The following is a 3,477-nucleotide window of genomic DNA, read 5'->3' as shown; positions in this document are numbered from 1 at the left end:
GTTCCTGCTGAATCGTTTCTTCTCGCCATACAGAAGTTCCCACGTTCACATTTTGTCCCTGTAAATCTACTACTTGAAGTTGCACAGATTTCACTTGATACATCGGGAATTGTACAAAAACGCCACTCGATTGGCGTGGTACAGCATTTTGTTGCGTTTTTTCAATTTTTAGATTAATTGGCAAATCAAGCGTATCTATAGCGATACTATTATTCTGATAAGGGTTCAAATAATCGAGTAGTAGATAACCTTTTTTATTAGTTTTACCAATTAAACGATTCTCTAGTCGTACAGGCACATCAGGTATTTGATCTGTTGAAACGATAGCAAATGAACCACTGCTTAGGCGTTTAGGTAAGATAGCATCTTTCAATAGTACAACCCCGCCATTCACTGAAGCATAAATACTGGTATTACTTTGGTCTGAGGTCGTATGTTGAACGTTAAGTTGGGCCAAGCCATAACGACTTAAATAATCCAGTTGCCCCTGAAATTGTGAGTATAACTCAGTATGATTGGCCCTTGCTTGCCAACCGAAACCACCTTGGTCTTGATCCACAGAATGTAAGACGTTCAGGCTAAGTTGATTTTGATCATTACTACGTTGAGCTGTGATAGTTGCTGAATTCCGTTTCGCCCATGGAATATTAAAGGACAGGTAGTAACTATTTTCTTTATTTAGTAAGTCCCTGCTATAACTTAAATTCAGATTCATTCGTCGAGGGAAAATATAAGACCAGTTCAATAGAACATATTCGTTGCTGGACTGATCCTTATACTCTTGTTGAATATAGCTCCCTCCTAACTGACCAAACTTCGTATTTAAGCCCATGTAAAATTGATTGGATTGGGTTGCATATGAAGCATCATTTAAACTAGCGATATCACTGAACTGCCCATATTGACGTAATCCATTATAATTTAAGCTAAACAATGCTGAGTTCCAACTATAACCGAATCCAAGCAACTGTCCCGTGTTTTCAGGTGTATAACTATGGGCATAAGAGACATTGAATTGACCAGCTTGTCTCCCTAATTGGTAAACACCACCTAGCCCCACTTGCTGTAACTTTTCAGTCAACTCAGTATGGGTCTCAACAGTCAATGTATTGCTTAATCCATAACGATAACTACCACTTAATGCTAAATCATCAGCATAATCAAATGAAGATATGCCATAATTTAATTTAGGATAACCAAGGTTAAATGACCAATCATTTAGACCCCGTGCCAGTAAGTGATTTGCGCGATAGAGTGAAAAATTTTGGACTTGTTGTTGGCCATTGATGTCAGTAATGACCATTTGTGCATTGCCAGCACCTGTAATACTCGGTGTAGTTTGAATATCAAACTGCCCTGGCACTACATTCTGTGATGATTGCTTGATTCCATTAATGATAAGGTCAATCTGTGAAGGGAGTGCAACCTGCCCTTTAAAACTCATTAATGGGGTTGTAACCGTATAAGGCTGTAATGCGAAATTTTTAGCCAAACTTAGACCACTAATCCGAGTAGAGCGTGTCCACGTTAAAGCATCACTTTGCGCATCGCCCAAACGTAAACGAAGCATTTGCTCTGGGAAGTCTTTCTCCCAATACGTATCTAGAATTTGACGATCAGTAAACTGATTATCTTGATATTGATAATTACCTGAAATACTCAGTACACCATTGAATAGACCAAAATAACGAAGTTCATTCCATCCATTAAATGAAAAATGATCATCAGTTTGTTGTGCAAAAGCCGTATAGTTTAAAAGTAAGCCTTGTCTTTCTTGCTGGGGATTAACCGTTGCTACAGATTTAGCTTGATAACTATATTGGTTTTTTGCACTTAATAATTCAATAGGGACTTGTATGGTGATTTTCTGGTTTAGATTGTCATATTGATAACTTAGCCCGTTAATAGCATCTAAAGAAATATAGTTTGTTTGGTCAACCAAGACTTGAGGAGCACTACTTTGAATTGAGAGTTTGTCTAATGATGTCACATCTATATAAAGCTGTTTATCTTGTTGTAAAAAATGTCCTATTTCTGGTTGTGCTGATTGATTTAGTTCGACATCTAAATATAAATCTTGCTGCATATCTTGAATCAGTTTTGGATCGCTGACTTGTGCAAGTGTATTGGGTGCCACTGCAATGATTGCTCCTGCAAATAGCAAATCACTAATCTGTACACTCACAAAACCACTCCAAAATTGATGAATACATCAATGTGCTACTTGAAGTATTTGTTCACGTACATCCATGTTCACAACAGCAACAAACTTTCCAGTCGGTTGAATATTCAGTTGTTTAGGGATAGGCCATTGCATACTCTGACCATTTAGAACATAGCCCATCAGTCCCATTTGAATTGGTGTCTTTTTACCTTGAGAATCTACATAAGCAAACTGGCTAAAACGCTTATAACTTGTAGTTTTATTGATGACTAGTAATTGATGATCCGTATATTTAAATGTCATGCCTTTTAAAGAAGTTAAGCCTTGATCTACAGCATTTATATGTGATGTTTTAAAGAAAACTGGGATCGAATATTTCAGCAAAAGCTGCAACCCGCTTTTCTCTTCAGTTTTTGGATTAGGTAATTCATCGACGATGAGTCGATAGGCTTGTTCAGATGAAAGATTGTTATTTGCGCTACGAATCAAGCGAACTAACTGTCTTTGCCCAGCAGGTATAGTCAATACCATGGGGCTTGCTATCAGATCTTTTGTAGGTGTAATAACATCTTGATTATTATTTTGTGTCCAATAATTTACTCGGACTTGGCCCCGAATTTCGTCACTTCCTGTATTGGTTAACCAAAGCTCTTTAACTTTTTCCTGAGGGGAAAACTCTAATAAAATAGGCGCAACCTGCAAGCTTGCAGCATGCGCCTGTATCATAAAAATACTCGTTACTAGACAAACTAAACTGTACTTACGTAGTAGATTAGAGCAACGTATCGGATTTCTCATATTGATATCCTTTAAATGAAGAATATCTTTACGATAACAAATATTAATATGTTACCGTGGCTGTAACTGTATCTTTATAGTTGCCTGCACGAACATTTGTTGAGCCAACGACTTTAGCAATTACAGGGATTGCTTGTACGTTACCTGAACCATTGTTTGCATATTTATTGTCATTGTTATCCCATGGCTTATTGCTATCTTGGAATAACTCATAAGCAATACTTGATAATGCATCTTTTTCATTTGTCATCTTACCACTACCTGACAGACCTACACTGTAGGGTGTCTGATTTGTACAAGTTACATTTAGGGTTCCTGTTTTGTCACTTGCAACACTACCGCTATTTACTTTACCAAAATCAATCTCTGTTGCATTGATAGAACATGTAGAAAGAACTTCAATTTTTACATCAAAAGTTGTTTGTGCCTGCTGTGTGCTTGCTGCTGGTGTTTCAGCACTTGCTTGTGGAGCTGAATGTAAGTTAGTAGATTCGGATGAGGCAGTAGTGATAAGT

Annotated in this window: 3 protein-coding genes; all 3 read right to left on the bottom strand. The window is 37.4% G+C overall.

Annotated features, from left to right (window positions below):
* Nucleotides 1–2,185: fimbria/pilus outer membrane usher protein (locus FTV42_RS15870; protein WP_180039182.1), on the bottom strand; the 2,185-nt coding region annotated here is incomplete at its 3' end.
* A gap of 27 nt (nucleotides 2,186–2,212) precedes the next feature.
* Nucleotides 2,213–2,890 carry a molecular chaperone gene (locus tag FTV42_RS15865; protein WP_257223471.1) on the bottom strand — a complete coding sequence of 226 codons (678 nt, stop codon included), beginning with the start codon at nucleotides 2,888–2,890 and terminating at the stop codon, nucleotides 2,213–2,215.
* Between the two features lie 115 nt (nucleotides 2,891–3,005).
* The coding region (locus FTV42_RS15860) for a spore coat U domain-containing protein (protein ID WP_180039181.1) at nucleotides 3,006–3,477 on the bottom strand (472 nt) is incomplete at its 5' end.

The organism is Acinetobacter sp. YH16052 (assembly GCF_013417155.1).
GTDB lineage: Bacteria > Pseudomonadota > Gammaproteobacteria > Pseudomonadales > Moraxellaceae > Acinetobacter.
This window is presented reverse-complemented; position numbering and strand designations above follow the sequence as displayed.